Origin of the sequence: Gordonia bronchialis DSM 43247 (genome assembly GCF_000024785.1) — a bacterium.
Classification (GTDB): Bacteria; Actinomycetota; Actinomycetes; order Mycobacteriales; family Mycobacteriaceae; genus Gordonia; species Gordonia bronchialis.
Genome location: NC_013441.1, coordinates 3,339,706 through 3,353,352 on the forward strand (window position 1 = coordinate 3,339,706; position 13,647 = coordinate 3,353,352).

The following is a 13,647-nucleotide window of genomic DNA, read 5'->3' on the forward strand; positions in this document are numbered from 1 at the left end:
CGAGACGCCGCCGCTCGCCGGCCTCAGTCGAGGGCGGCGAGCGCCTTGTCCCACAGATCGGCCTCGCGCACCTCGCCCGGGCCGACCATGTCGGAGAAGACGACGGTGCCGTCGCGGTCGACGACGAAGGTTCCGCGATTGGCGATACCCTGCTGTTCGTTGAAAACCCCGTAGGCCCGGGCGACCTCGCCGTGCGGCCAGAAGTCCGAGAGGATCGGAAACAGGAAGCCCTGCGCCGAGGACCACACCTTATGCGTTGGCGACGGTCCGACCGACACCGCGACAGTGGTCACCGCGTCGTTGTCGAAACGCGGCAGATGGTCGCGGATGTAGCCCAGTTCGCCCTGACATGTCCCGGTGAACGCCAGCGGGAAGAAGACGATCAGCACAGCGCGGTCGGCCCGCAACTTGTCCAGGGACACCACCTGATGGTTCTGGTCACGTAGCTCGAACCCGGGCGCGCTGGACCCGACCGCGGCCCGGTCCGGCGCCGACGGTGATGCGGAATCGCTCATGGGCGTTTGCCGGAGCGTGCCTTGGGCTGCACGAGACGCGATCCCGACCATTCCCCGAGGCTGACCACCGACGTCTGGGTCAGTCCCGCGGTGGGTGCGGCTTCGGCGATCTCGCTGGGGTCGACGTAACCGTCGTTGCCCGTCTTCGGCGAGAACACCCACACGAACCCGTCGTCGGCGAGCGGTCCGATGGCGTCCATCAACGCATCCACCAGATCGCCGTCGTCATCCCGCCACCAGAGCACGACGACGTCGATCACGTCGTCGGAGTCGTCATCGAGCATGTCCGCCCCGATGGCGTCCTCGATGTCGGCGCGCAGATCGTCGTCGGTGTCCTCGTCCCAGCCGAGCTCCTGCACGACCATTCCGGACTGCAAGCCGAGTTTCTGGGCCCTACTGTCCGCAGAGTTACCGTCTGTGGCGGCTACCACCGCGCGCAACCTCCTAGAAAATGCTGATCCATGCCGGGCGAGAATTCGCCATCAGCTTAGAGAACAGCCTAAGGCCTCGCACCGCAAGCCGAACAGGAGGTTCACCCCGGCGTTTCTCACACAGTCTCGGAGAGAACCGCCCACGCGTCGCTATCCGGTCGGCGTGGGCGTCGACGACGGGATCTGCGGACGGGGTGTGGCCGATGTCGCGGCGGGCATCGGAACATAGGGCACGCAGGCGTCGAGCAGTCGTTGTTTGTCGCCGGTCCACTGATCGGCGATCGGGTTGAGTCCGGTGAACCGCTCCCGGGCGATCGCGTCCTGCAGCCGGTTGCTCGTCGCCAGGAAAGCCCGCGCCGGATCGCCGACATCGGCCGGAGTGAGGTCGTTCAGGTGCCGCCGGATCTGATCGGAACCTGCGATGAGGCTGGCCCGCGCCTTCTCGTCGAGATCGCCCAACTGCGCGTAGGAGTCCGTTGTGTTGAGCCGCGTCAGGAAGGTGTTGTAGCCGCGCACCATCACGACCATCGCCGCCATGCCCTCCCGGCACAGGTCGACGCCCGCCTCACGTACCGCCGCCTCGCGCGAGGCGCCCACCTCCGAGCGGTAGGCGGCGACCTCACCGGGTGCAGCCACCCCTGACCCGGGCACCGTCGTCGCACACGACGATATCAGCACACTTCCCACCACGAGTCCGAGGACTGCTTCGACCGGCCGGGCCGCCGACCACGGGGAACCCACCATGTCCTCCCCCTACGCGCTAGTAACAAGGTCAACACGCTACCGCACCCCGCGGGACCGAGATGACCAACACGCATCCACCCGGTGCCAAAAGAACTCACATGGGGCACGATGTGAGAGGGACACCGCAGTTCTCACCATCAGACGAGGGCGCGGTACCCACCGTCATCGCACGCCGGTCCGCCACCCATTGGCCCGGCCGAGCCGAGGGAGTAGGCAACACAGTGACCGACAAGGCAGCAGGCACGACCGGCAGCGCCGACACCACCAGTGAGCGCAGCGGATCCGACGCGGACCCCCAGCGCAACGGACACGCGTCCAACCGCGTCCGGGTGATCCGCGAGGGAGTCGCATCGTATCTGCCCGACATCGACCCCGAGGAGACCGGCGAGTGGCTGGAGTCCCTCGACCAGCTGATCGATCAGGCCGGTCCGTCCCGGGCGCGCTACCTGATGCTGCGCCTGCTCGAGCGCGCCGGCGAGAAGCGGGTGTCCATCCCGTCGCTGACCTCCACGGACTACGTCAACACCATCACCACCGAACGCGAGCCCTGGTTCCCTGGCGATGAGGCCGTCGAGCGACGGTTCCGCCGCATCCTGCGCTGGAACGCGGCGATCATGGTCCACCGCGCCCAGCGACCCGGCGTCGGTGTCGGCGGCCACATCTCCACCTACGCGTCGTCGGCGACGCTCTACGAAGTCGGCTTCAATCACTTCTTCCGCGGTCTCGACCATCCCGGCGGCGGCGACCAGATCTTCATCCAGGGCCACGCCGCTCCGGGCATCTACGCCCGTGCCTTCCTCGAGGGCCGCATCGACGAGTCCCGCATGGACGGATTCCGCCAGGAACACAGCCACGCCGGTGAGGGCGGCGGCCTGCCGTCGTATCCGCACCCCCGGCTGATGCCGGATTTCTGGCAGTTCCCGACCGTCTCGATGGGCCTCGGCCCGATGAACGCCATCTACCAGGCGCGGTTCAACCACTACCTGCATGATCGCGGCATCAAGGACACCTCGGACCAGCATGTGTGGGCCTTCCTCGGTGACGGCGAGATGGATGAGGCCGAGTCGCGCGGCTTCGCCAGCTTCGCCGCGACCGAGGGCCTCGACAACCTCACCTTCGTCATCAACTGCAACCTGCAGCGTCTCGACGGACCCGTGCGCGGCAACGGCAAGATCATCCAGGAGCTCGAGTCGTTCTTCCGCGGCGCCGGCTGGAATGTCATCAAGGTGATCTGGGGCCGCGAGTGGGACAAGCTCTTCTACGCCGACAAGGAAGGGGCGCTGGTGAACCTGATGAACACCACGCCCGACGGCGACTTCCAGACCTACCGCGCCAACGACGGTGGATTCATCCGCGATCACTTCTTCGCCCGTGACCCGCGGACCAAAGAACTCGTCAAGAACATGTCCGACGCCGACATCTGGGAGATGAAGCGCGGCGGGCACGACTACCGCAAGGTGTATGCCGCCTACGCCGCGGCGATGGCACACAAGGGTCAGCCGACGGTGATCCTCGCGCATACCATCAAGGGCTATCTCCTCGGCAGCCACTTCGAGGGCCGCAACGCGACCCACCAGATGAAGAAGCTGACCCTCGACGACCTCAAGGCCTTCCGCGACAACAACCGGATCCCGATCACCGACGCGCAGCTCGAAGAGAACCCGTACCTGCCGCCGTACTACAACCCGGGACCCGAATCCGCCGAGATCCAGTACATGCTCGACCGCCGCAAGGCGCTCGGTGGCTCGCTCCCGGCGCGGCGCACCTCCTCCAAGGTGCTGCGGCCCGACGTCAGCCAGGCGTTGAAAACCGCTGCCAAGGGCTCGGGCAAACAGCAGGTCGCGACCACCATGGCGCTGGTCCGCATTTTCAAGGACCTGTTGCGCGACAAGGAGATCGGCAAGCGGATCGTCCCGATCATCCCGGACGAGGCACGCACCTTCGGGATGGATTCGTGGTTCCCGAGCCTCAAGATCTACAACCGCAACGGGCAGCTCTACACCGCGGTCGACGCCGAGCTGATGCTGGCCTACAAGGAGAGCTCCGAAGGTCAGATCCTGCACGAGGGCATCAACGAGGCCGGGTCGGCAGCATCATTCACCGCGGTCGGTACCTCCTACTCGACCCACGACGAACCGATGATCCCGCTGTACATCTTCTATTCGATGTTCGGCTTCCAGCGCACCGGCGACAGCTTCTGGGCGGCCGCCGACCAGATGACCCGCGGATTCCTCATCGGCGCCACCGCCGGACGCACGACGCTGACCGGCGAGGGCCTACAGCACGCGGACGGTCAGTCTCCGCTGCTCGCCGCCACCAACCCGGCGGTGGTCGCCTACGACCCGGCCTTCGCCTTCGAACTCGGGCACATCATCGCCGACGGGCTCGAGCGGATGTACGGGGAGAACCCGGAAAACGTCTACTACTACCTGACCGTCTACAACGAGCCGATCAGCCAGCCGGCCCGGCCGGAGAACCTCGACGTGGCCGGCGTACTCAAGGGGATCTATCGCTTCGCCGACGCCCCCGAGGGCAAAGAGCACCCGGCCAGCATCCTGGTCTCGGGGGTCACGATGCCCGACGCCCTGCGTGCCCAGGAGTTGCTGGCGCAGGAGTGGAACGTGGGCGCCAACGTGTACTCGGTGACCTCGTGGAGCGAGCTCGCCCGCGATGGTATCCGGGCCGACCGCGCCGCCGTCCGGGAACCGTCCGCCGACGGTGCCCGCGCGTACCTGACCGAAGTACTCGCCGACGTCCCCGGACCGTTCGTGGCGGTCAGCGACTACATGCGCGGCGTGCAGGAACAGATCCGCGCGTATGTGCCCGGCACCTACCTGACGCTGGGCACCGACGGCTTCGGCTTCTCCGACACCCGTCCGGCCGCGCGGCGCTTCTTCAACGTCGACGCCGAGTCGATCGTCGTCGGGGTGCTGGTGGCGCTCGCCCGGGACGGGCACATCCCGTTCACCGTGGCCCGCGAGGCCGCCGACAAGTATCAGATCACCGACGTCAGCGCCGCCGAGGTCTCCTACGCCGACACCGGCAGCGCCTGAAGATTCTCAGGCGTGGCGGCAGTCCATTGCCGCCGCGCCTGACCGCACTACATTGAAGTGGTGTCGGACGCGCGGATGAATCAACAGCCCCCGGGCATGGACGTGTTCGGCGAGCGCGGCGCGCACGTCCCTGCCCCGGCGACGGTGCACGACGCGCTGCCGGACACGTTGCTGCGACGCGTGAAGCAGTACAGCGGGCGGCTGGCCACCGAGGCCGTGCACTCGATGCAGGATCAGCTCCCCTACTTCGGGGATCTCGATGCCGCGCAGCGCGCCAGTGTCCAGTTGGTCGTGCAGACCGCGGTGGTCAACTTCGTCGAGTGGATCCAGGATCCCGAGGGCAACGTGAAGTTCACGGTGCAGGCCTTCCAGGTGGTGCCCCAGGACCTCGCGCGTCGGATCACGCTGTTGCAGACGGTCGAGATGGTGCGCGTCGCCATGGAGTTCTTCGAGAAGTGGCTGCCGCTGCTCGCCCGCAACGACGCCCAGCTGCGGGCCCTGACCGAATCCGTCCTGCGGTACGGCCGCGAGATCGGATTCGCCGCGGCGTCGATCTACGCCTCGGCCGCGGAATCACGCGGTGCGTGGGACTCCCGGCTCGAGGCACTCGTGGTCGACGCCGTGGTCCGCGGCGACACCGGACCGCAGCTGCTGTCCCGGGCGGCCGCTCTGAACTGGGATTCCGATGCGCCGGCGACGGTTCTCGTCGGAGCTCCACCACCCGAGCAAAATGTGTCGGTGCCGCTGGCGATCCACAACACCGCCCGGGCCCACGACCGGTCGGCACTGTCGGTGGTGCAGGGCAAGTTCCTGGTCGCCATCGTCAGTGGGGCGCTCAAACCGACCGAGAAATTCACCAGCGCACTACTCGAGCATTTCGCCGACGGACCGGTCGTCATCGGGCCGACGATGCCCAACCTGGGCAGTGCGCACGCGAGCGCGACCGAGGCGATGGCCGGGATCGAAGCCGTCGTCGGCTGGCCGAACGCTCCCCGGCCGGTGCACAGTCTCGAACTTCTGCCCGAGCGGGCGCTGAACGGAGACGAGTCGGCGATGGCCGCGTTGAGCGAGTCGTTGGTGCGTCCGCTCGCCAAAGGCGGGGCGACTCTGAACACGACTCTGGAGGCGTACCTCGACTCGGGAGGGTCGGTCGAATCGTGCGCCCGCGTACTGTATATCCATCCAAATACGGTTCGTTACAGACTGAAGAAAATTTCTGAAATCACAGGACGTGATCCAACTAACCCTCGCGACGCGTATGTCTTGAGGATCGCGGCAACAGTAGGTCGACTGACACACTTCCGACACGAATCGTTATCACAAGAAACATGAACCTCACACGCCACAGCCGAAAATGCGCGTTTGCGCAGTTGGGACCATAAAAGACACGGTTGAGTAACGAATCTCAGAGTGATGACGAACCAGGTTGCACAACGATCAATTTTGTAGGAACCCTACAAATCCATTGGTCAAGGTTCATGCTTCTCTACACCCACATATGTCCTCGAAACGGTGTTCTCTGGTCACGTGCTCACGATGCTTGCTCCCGGACAGGGTTCTCAGACGCCTGGCATGCTCACGCCATGGCTGGATCTTCCCGGCGTACGTGATCAACTGGCGACCTGGTCGAAGCTGACCCGCCTCGATCTGGAACGCCTCGGTACCACCGCCACCGCGGAGGAAATCACCGACACCGCAGTCACCCAGCCGCTCGTCGTCGCCGCGGCGCTGCTCGCCTTCGACGAGTTCAGCAAGGGTTCCGAACTCCCGGCCGATGCCGTGATCGCCGGCCACTCCGTCGGGGAACTCGCCGCCGCCGCGATCACCGGCGTCATCAGCTCCGACGAGGCACTCACGCTCGCCGCGGTCCGCGGGGCCGAGATGGCCCGTGCGTGTGCGATCGAGCCGACCACCATGGCCGCCGTTCTCGGTGGTGACGAGGCCGAGGTCCTCGCCCGCCTCGACGAACTCGCTCTGGTGCCGGCCAACCGCAACGCGGCCGGTCAGATCGTCGCCGCCGGTGCCGTGTCGGCCATCGAGGAACTCGTGGCCGCGCCGCCGGCGAAGGCCCGGGTCCGTACGATCCCGGTCGCCGGCGCATTCCACACGCACTACATGGCACCTGCCCAGGAGGCCGTGGCGCAGGCCGCCTCCCGCATCACCCCGTCCGATCCCAACCGCACCCTGCTGTCCAACTCGGACGGGCAGCCGGCGGCGGACGGTGCCGACGCACTGACCAAACTGGTCGCCCAGGTCACCAGCCCGGTGCGATGGGACCTGTGCTCGGCCTACCTGCGCGAGCAGGGCGTCAGCGGCGTCGTCGAGCTGCCCCCGGCCGGAACACTGGTCGGAATCGCCAAGCGCGAGCTCAAGGGCACACCGTCAGTCGCTCTCAAGGAGCCCGCCGACATCGCGAAGATCACCGAACTTGGATAGCGGTCACGGCACTCGTCCGTGACCCCCGGAAGGCCGGCACCGCCGGTTGTCCAACATGCGCATGGGCGTCACACGACCCGCATCGCATTCCGGAGCGACAACACACAAGCGAATCAAGAAGGGAACCACACAGTGGCTGCCACCCAGGAACAACTCATTGCCGGCATCGCCGAGATCATCGAGGAAGTCACCGGCATCGAGCCGTCCGAGGTGACGATGGAGAAGTCGTTCGTCGACGACCTGGACATCGACTCGCTGTCCATGGTGGAGATCGCCGTGCAGACCGAGGACAAGTACGGCGTCAAGATCCCCGATGAGGATCTGGCCGGACTGCGCACCGTCGGCGACGCCGTCTCCTACATCCAGAAGCTCGAGGCCGAGAACCCCGAGGCCGCCGCCGCCATCCAGGCTCAGGTCGAGGCAGACAAGAACTCGTGAGCTCGCCCTCCCTCCGCGATTACTCCACGCTGGGCGGGAACTTCCCGAGCGTGGTGGTCACCTCCATGGTGGCCACCACCTCGCTTGGCGTCGACCTCGATTCGACGTGGAAGGGCCTGCTGGACGGCCAGACCGGCATCCGGGAACTGACCGACGACTTCATCACCAAGTACGGCGTGCTGCCGTGCCGTGTCGGTGGACGGCTGCTGGCCGACCCCGCCGAAGAGGTCACCCGCATCGAGGCTCGTCGGATGGCCTACGTCGAGCGCATCGCTCACGTGATGAGCAAGCGTCTGTGGGCGCAGGCCGGTGAACCCGAGGTGGACCCGGACCGGCTGGCCGTCGTGCTCGGTACCGGACAGGGTGGCGGGGACGCCATGGTCGACGCCGTCAAGGCGATCGAGGAGTCCGGCAACTACCGCAAGGTCTCCCCGCTGGCCGTGTCGATGGCCATGCCCAACGGTCCGGCTGCCGTTGTCGGCCTCAACGTCGGTGCACGCGCCGGCGTGATCACGCCGGTCTCGGCCTGCTCGTCGGGCGCCGAGGCCATCGCGCACGCCTGGCGCCACATCGTCATGGGCGACGCCGACATGGTGGTCACCGGTGGTGTCGAGGGACACATCGACGCGATTCCGATCGCGGCGTTCTCGATGATGCGCGCCATGAGCACCCGCAACGACGATCCGGCGGCCGCATCGCGTCCGTTCGACAAGGATCGGGACGGCTTCGTGTTCGGCGAGGCGGCAGCGATGCTCATCCTCGAGCGCGAGGAGCACGCGAAGGCGCGCGGTGCGCACATCCACGCCCGGGTGCTGGGCGCAGGCATCACATCCGACGGCTTCCACCTGGTTGCCCCGGATCCGAGCGGTCAGGGAAACGCCCGGGCGATGACCCGTGCGATCCAGACCGCAGGTCTGCAGAAGAGCGACATCACCCACATCAACGCCCACGCGACGTCGACCCCCATCGGCGACACGGCCGAGGCGGCGGGTATCAACGCCGCGATCGGTCAGCACGCGGCGGTGTACGCGCCCAAGTCCGCTCTCGGACACTCCATCGGCGCGGTCGGGGCGCTGGAGTCGGTGCTCACGGTCAAGAGCGTCGAGGAAGGGGTCATCCCCCCGACCCTCAACCTCGAGAATCTCGACCCCGAGTGCGACCTCGACGTCGTGCACGGTGAGGTACGCCATGGGCAGATCGATTACGCGCTGAACAACTCGTTCGGCTTCGGTGGCCACAACGTGGCGATCGCCTTCGGGCGTTACTGATCCCCAGCGGATCATCTCCGCACCCCCGACACCCTCAGGAGACAGCGATGACCACATTGGCTCCCATCACCGGCCGTGAGGAAGCTGCTGATCCACGTGATCCGCTGTTGCGGTTGACCAACTTCTTCGACGAAGGCTCGATGTCGCTGCTTCACCCACGCGACAAATCGGGTGTGCAGGCCGCCATCGGCCTGGTCAACGGCATTCGCACCGTCTCCTACTGCACCGATGGCACCGTGATGGGCGGTGCCATGGGTGTCGTGGGGTGTGCCCACATCGTCAACGCCATCGACACCGCCATCACCGAGCAGGCGCCGGTCATCGGCATCTGGCACTCGGGAGGTGCGCGGCTCGCCGAAGGCGTCGAGGCGCTGCACGCCGTCGGACAGGTCTTCGAGGCCATGGTCCGGGCATCCGGGTACGTGCCGCAGATCTCGGTCGTCGTCGGCTTCGCCGCCGGGGGCGCCGCCTACGGGCCGGCACTCACCGACGTGGTGATCATGGCCCCCGCCGGCCGGGTCTTCGTGACCGGGCCGGACGTGGTGCGCAGCGTGACCGGCGAGGACGTGGACATGGAGTCCCTCGGCGGCCCGCTCGCCCACGGCAAGAAGTCGGGCGTGTGCCACATCGTGGCTGATTCCGAACCCGACGCCCTGTGGCGTGCACGTCGTCTCGTCTCGACCTTCGGCCGTCAGGGACACGTCGACACCGAGCAGGCCCGGGCCGGCGACACCGATCTCAAAGCCCTTCTCCCCGAGTCCAATCGGCGTGCCTACGACGTTCACCCGATCGTGACCAAGCTGCTCGACACGCAGCTGGCCGCCGACGGCGACACCGAGATCTCCAGTTTCGAAGAGCTGCAGGCGAAATGGGCTCCGAACATCGTCATCGGGTTCGGGCGCCTCGCCGGGCGCAGCGTGGGTGTCATCGCGAACAACCCACTGCGCATGGGCGGCTGCCTGAACTCCGAAAGTGCCGAGAAGGCATCACGATTCGTCCGACTGTGTGATGCCTTCGGCATCCCGCTGATCGTCCTCACCGACGTGCCCGGCTACCTACCGGGCGTGGGCCAGGAGTGGAACGGTGTGGTGCGGCGCGGTGCCAAACTGCTGCACGCTTTCGCCGAATGCACCGTCCCCCGCGTCACTCTGGTGACCCGAAAGATCTACGGCGGCGCCTACATCGCGATGAATTCCCGCGCCCTCGGCGCCACTGCCGTCTACGCGTGGCCCGGTTCGGAGGTCGCCGTGATGGGCGCCAAGGCCGCGGTCGGCATCCTGCACAAGAAGGCTCTGGCCGCCGCACCCGACGACGAGCGCGAGGCGTTGCACGAACGGCTGGCCGCCGAACACGAGGCGATCGCCGGCGGTGTCGGCCGCGCCCAGTCGATCGGTGTCGTCGACGAGATCATCGATCCCGCACGGACCCGCAGCATCATCGCCGAGGCACTCGCTGCCGCACCCGCACGGCGCGGTCGGCACAAGAACATCCCGCTGTAGAACGACGCGGTAGCACTCACTTTCGCCGCCCGGCCCCCGACGAACCGTCGGGGGCCGGGCGCACTTTTCGGGTAGTGGACTACTCACGAGAATCCGCCGACACGAGATCACTCTCGACGCTGTCACCATCGGATCCGAGGAGAACCCATGACCACCACCGCAGAACCCACCGCCGGACACAACCCATTCGGGCCAGCCGAGGACGCACCGCGCCAGGCCGCCACGAAAGCCGCCAATGTCCATGGCGAGTGCAGCATCCAGACCTTCAGCTCGGCCGGCTCGCTGGGCCAGACCCACGCCGACGCACAGGGTTTCACCGACTATCTCAACGTTTTCAGCCCCGGCAACTTCCGGTACCGCGACGCACAGGTCAAGTTCTGGGAGTACACCGAGCCCTACGACGACTGGCAGGGCACCTTCGGCTCCGACGCCGTGCAGGCCTTCTACCACTCCGGCCACGGCACGATGGATGGCAACGGCGTCTTCTACGCACCGCTGGGCGCCATGTGGGACAACAAGGACTGGGTCAACAGCACCCAGATGCTGCTGGGCAACGAGCGGTTGCGCTACCTGTTCTGGTCGACCTGCCTGTCACTGCGAGTCCTCGACGGCCAGAGTCCCATCCGCACCTGGAACGGGCGCAGTCCCGGGGTGCGGATGATCTTCGGCTGGGAGACAGTCAGCTGGGACAGCCCGGTCTACGGCCGGCGGTTCTGGGATCACTGGAACATGCGGAAGTCGTTCTCCAAGGCATGGATGGACGCGGGCTGGGACGCCGGACACGATCAGGCGCCCAGTGCCGTCGGGATCGGCGGATCGCAGGCCGAGGCGCAAAACCGCGTCTTCCACGAGGGTGAGAACCTGGGCACGCTGCAGTGGGGTGCCGCGGCGCAGAACTGGTGGTGGTGGACCTGGTACACCGCAGCGCGTTCGGTGGCGCCGGCGACGACGCTGGAATCCGTTCCGCAACAGGCCTATGTCCTCGAACTCGGTGACGTATCGCGGTTGCTTCCGGCACTCGACGGTGTCGGCCGCACCGACGTCGTCGGCGACGGACTGGCACGCGTCGAACTCACCGCGCAGTCCTCAGCCGCCCTCGAGGTGTCGGTACCGCCGTCGGACGAGACCGTCCTGGAGTCCGCCGATCGCGTCCGCTCGGCTCTCGATCTCGACGACATCGAGCTGCGGGGGCACCTCGTGCGGACCCAGCGGTCCGCGGGGGCGCGCGCTGACGGGACCGACGAATCGCCCGGGACGGTCAGCGGATACGTCGTCGAGTACCGGCAGGAGGTCGACGGCATCGAGGTCATCACGCCGCAATCCGGTTATGTCCGTGTGCATCTCGACGCTGCCGGGACCGCGATGTCCGCCGACGTGACCGTCCGGCCGGTCGACGCCGCACGCCGACAGCCGGTCCTGGAACCGCCCGTCGCCCAGGGCGATTCGGGGACTCGCGGAGCGGACGGGATCGATGCAGCACTGCGGTCCGCGCAACTGGCCCACCCCTCGGTACCCGACGACGCCGCGCCGCTGCCGGGTTCGCGTCGTGTCGGCTACCAACTCAGCGGCGCCACCGCCCATCTGGGTGCGACCGCGGGATATCTCGTCGACTTCGGTGACGGACTGCAGAAGAAGATCTACGTCAGCACCGCCCTCAACAGTTGAGAACAGCGCTCGACCCCGGCCGGACACGGCCGGGGTCGAGCGCAGGACCGGTGTCAGCCGACGCGCTGCTGCAACCAGGTCACCTCGGCACCTGCGCCGCCCATTCGGTACGGCTCGAGTGCGTCGTCCCAGGCGGTCCCGATGGCGGCCTCGAGTTCGCCGGCGAGTCCGGCGCTGTCGGGCTGCGCCTCGATCATCGCGCGCAACTGCATCTCGCCGATCACCACGTCACCGTTGGCGCTGGTGGAGCCACGCCACAGTCCGAGTCCCGGAACATAGCTGAACCGCTCACCATCGACGCCGTCGCTGGCGTTCTCGGTGACCTCGAAGCGCAGCGCCGACCATTCGCGCAATGCCGTCACCAGGCGGGCTGCGGTGCCCACCGGGCCGGCCCAGTCCACCGTCGCACGCTGCAAACCGGGGTCGGCTTCTTGCGCGGACCACTTCAGGTTGGCCCGCGCGTTCAGGGTCGACGACAGAGCCCACTCCACGTGCGGGCACAGCGCCACCGGCGCCGAGTGGATGTACACCACTCCAGTCGTCATGTCCGCAAACTGATTCAGATTGCGCACCTTGTTCACCTCCGGTTGTCGACGAGGAACGTCTTCCCCAACACACCTCGAGACACCGGATATCACACTGCTGTTGTTTATTGTGCCTCATGGTGCGCGTGTTGCGCTAGTGGCACCCGGAGAAAGTGGCGGTTCGACCGACGGCGGCACCGCGACCGCGACGATGCGTCAGTCCGACAGCGCCGACACGACGGAGTCGTTGAACTCGCTCCACAGCGGCTTGGCCCAAGCTCCAAAATCCCGATCGGTCAGCACCACGCAGGCCGCCGCCAACTCGGGATCGACCCACAGGAAGGTGCCGGACTGCCCGAAATGCCCGAAGGTCGCGGGCGAGTTTGTCGACCCGGTCCAGTGCGGTGACTTGTGCGCCCGGATCTCGAAGCCCAGACCCCAGTCATTGGGACGGTGCCGGCCATATCCCGGCACAAAACCGTCGAGCCCGGGAAACTGCACCGTCCGCGCGGCGTGCGCGGTCTGCGACGACACCAGTCGCGGGTCGAGCAGTTCGCCGGCAAAGGCGCCGAGGTCGGCGACGGTCGAGCGCGCACCGTGTCCGGCGGGCCCGGCCAACTCCGACGACGCCATGCCGAGCGGCTCGAAGACGGCGGCGGCAAGGTAGTCCCCGAAGGCGATCTCGGTGGCCGCCTCGACCGTCTCGGCGAGGACCTCGAAGCCGGCACTGGAGTAGATGCGCTTCTCCCCCACTCCGGCCTCCACGTCGCGGGTGGCGAAGGCGAGCCCGGATGCGTGGGCGAGCAGGTGGGCGATGGTCGCCCCCGGGGGGCCGGCCTCCTCGTCGAGTTCGACGGCCCCTTCCTCCACCGCGACCAGAATCGCCTCGGCGACCAACAGTTTGGTCACCGAGGCGAGTGGATAGACGCGGTCGGGGTCGCCGAATGTCTCGGCGACCCCGTCGGTGGTGATGACCGCCGCCGACACATGATCGACCGGCCAGGCGGCAAGCGACTCCAGTACGGACACGAAGCCGACGTTACCGCCCCGCCCGCCGATCGTGATGGCCGGCGG

At 67.1% G+C, this 13,647-nt stretch carries 12 protein-coding genes; 7 read left to right on the forward strand and 5 right to left on the reverse strand.

Going from position 1 to position 13,647, the window contains the following annotated elements:
* Nucleotides 1-23 precede the first annotated feature (23 nt).
* The 3 genes from GBRO_RS15485 to GBRO_RS15495 form a co-directional block, all read right to left on the reverse strand.
* A complete protein-coding gene (locus tag GBRO_RS15485; RefSeq protein WP_012834838.1) occupies nt 24-515 on the reverse strand; it encodes a peroxiredoxin in 492 nt (163 codons plus the stop codon).
* The gene (locus GBRO_RS15490; protein WP_012834839.1) at nt 512-946 is read right to left on the reverse strand and encodes a DUF3052 domain-containing protein; all 435 of its coding nucleotides are present in this window, start codon (nt 944-946) and stop codon (nt 512-514) included. Before GBRO_RS15490 ends, GBRO_RS15485 begins: the two co-directional genes overlap by 4 nt.
* A gap of 150 nt (nt 947-1,096) precedes the next feature.
* The gene (locus GBRO_RS15495; RefSeq protein ID WP_012834840.1) at nt 1,097-1,690 is read right to left on the reverse strand and encodes a hypothetical protein; all 594 of its coding nucleotides are present in this window, start codon (nt 1,688-1,690) and stop codon (nt 1,097-1,099) included.
* A 221-nt stretch (nt 1,691-1,911) separates the two neighbouring features.
* Between GBRO_RS15495 and aceE the strand changes: the two genes are divergently transcribed.
* The 7 genes from aceE (at nt 1,912) to GBRO_RS15530 (ending at nt 12,049) form a co-directional block, all read left to right on the forward strand.
* On the forward strand, nt 1,912-4,743 hold the full coding sequence (aceE, locus tag GBRO_RS15500) for a pyruvate dehydrogenase (acetyl-transferring), homodimeric type (RefSeq protein ID WP_012834841.1): 2,832 nt from the start codon (nt 1,912-1,914) through the stop codon (nt 4,741-4,743).
* 60 nt (nt 4,744-4,803) lie between these two features.
* Nucleotides 4,804-6,075, forward strand: coding sequence for a PucR family transcriptional regulator (locus tag GBRO_RS15505; protein ID WP_041920588.1), 1,272 nt, complete (start codon nt 4,804-4,806; stop codon nt 6,073-6,075).
* A 195-nt stretch (nt 6,076-6,270) separates the two neighbouring features.
* On the forward strand, nt 6,271-7,179 hold the full coding sequence (locus GBRO_RS15510; RefSeq protein WP_012834843.1) for an ACP S-malonyltransferase: 909 nt from the start codon (nt 6,271-6,273) through the stop codon (nt 7,177-7,179).
* Between the two features lie 132 nt (nt 7,180-7,311).
* Nucleotides 7,312-7,617: a meromycolate extension acyl carrier protein AcpM gene (gene acpM, locus GBRO_RS15515; RefSeq protein ID WP_012834844.1), complete on the forward strand. Its 306-nt coding sequence runs from the start codon at nt 7,312-7,314 to the stop codon at nt 7,615-7,617.
* Entirely contained in the window at nt 7,614-8,885 is a 1,272-nt protein-coding gene (locus GBRO_RS15520; RefSeq protein ID WP_012834845.1) for a KasA/KasB family beta-ketoacyl-ACP synthase, read from the forward strand. The genes acpM and GBRO_RS15520 overlap by 4 nt, the downstream gene beginning before the upstream one ends.
* Before the next feature lie 47 nt (nt 8,886-8,932).
* Nucleotides 8,933-10,384 (forward strand): acyl-CoA carboxylase subunit beta, encoded by a 1,452-nt coding sequence (locus GBRO_RS15525; RefSeq protein ID WP_012834846.1) that lies wholly within the window; start codon nt 8,933-8,935, stop codon nt 10,382-10,384.
* A 147-nt stretch (nt 10,385-10,531) separates the two neighbouring features.
* Nucleotides 10,532-12,049 carry a DUF6345 domain-containing protein gene (locus GBRO_RS15530; RefSeq protein ID WP_012834847.1) on the forward strand — a complete coding sequence of 506 codons (1,518 nt, stop codon included), beginning with the start codon at nt 10,532-10,534 and terminating at the stop codon, nt 12,047-12,049.
* A 53-nt stretch (nt 12,050-12,102) separates the two neighbouring features.
* Here GBRO_RS15530 and GBRO_RS15535 read toward each other — a convergent pair whose 3' ends face one another.
* Nucleotides 12,103-12,621 carry a DUF3145 domain-containing protein gene (locus GBRO_RS15535; RefSeq protein WP_012834848.1) on the reverse strand — a complete coding sequence of 173 codons (519 nt, stop codon included), beginning with the start codon at nt 12,619-12,621 and terminating at the stop codon, nt 12,103-12,105.
* Between the two features lie 168 nt (nt 12,622-12,789).
* On the reverse strand, nt 12,790-13,602 hold the full coding sequence (locus GBRO_RS15540; protein WP_012834849.1) for a serine hydrolase domain-containing protein: 813 nt from the start codon (nt 13,600-13,602) through the stop codon (nt 12,790-12,792).
* Nucleotides 13,603-13,647: the final 45 nt, after the last annotated feature.

What these genes read in the sequence shown, in the direction of transcription:
- GBRO_RS15485 (WP_012834838.1), bottom strand. Translation starts at nt 515, where the DNA reads ATGAGCGATTCCGCATCACCGTCGGCGCCGGACCGGGCCGCGGTCGGG.
- GBRO_RS15495 (WP_012834840.1), bottom strand. Translation starts at nt 1,690, where the DNA reads ATGGTGGGTTCCCCGTGGTCGGCGGCCCGGCCGGTCGAAGCAGTCCTC.
- GBRO_RS15525 (WP_012834846.1), top strand. Translation starts at nt 8,933, where the DNA reads ATGACCACATTGGCTCCCATCACCGGCCGTGAGGAAGCTGCTGATCCA.
- GBRO_RS15530 (WP_012834847.1), top strand. Translation starts at nt 10,532, where the DNA reads ATGACCACCACCGCAGAACCCACCGCCGGACACAACCCATTCGGGCCA.